1 protein-coding gene is annotated in these 379 nt (G+C 67.0%); it reads right to left on the bottom strand.

Annotated features, from left to right (window positions below; translation table 11 throughout):
- Nucleotides 1–379: LGFP repeat-containing protein (locus AC1DC5_RS19065; protein ID WP_476866202.1), on the bottom strand; the 379-nt coding region annotated here is incomplete at both ends.

Here is a 379-nt window from a genome sequence, read left to right as displayed (position 1 = left end):
GAGATTTGGGCGCCGGTCGCTGCGGTCCAGTAGATCGCACCGTTTTGGTAGCCCTGGGATTTGGCTCCGTTCGCGGCGGTCCGTATGTCGGTGGTGGGGTAGCCGAGGGGCCCGGATTCCCAGCCTTGGGCGCCCCAGGCGTCGCGGATCGCCCCGGTAGAGATGCGGGCGCCGTTGGCTGCGGTCCAGTAGATCGCACCGTTTTGGTAGCCCTGGGATTTGGCTCCGTTCGCGGCGGTCTTCACGTCGGTGGTGGGGTAGCCGAGGGGCCCGGATTCCCAGCCTTGGGCGGCCCAGGCGTCGCGGATGACACCGGATGAGATTTGGGCGCCGGTCGCTGCGGTCCAGTAGATCGCACCGTTTTGGTAGCCCTGGGATT

It is taken from the genome of Arthrobacter sp. 10L424, assembly GCF_056395325.1.
The sequence above is the reverse complement of the archived record's forward strand: the minus strand, read 5'-3'. Positions and strand labels throughout refer to the sequence as shown.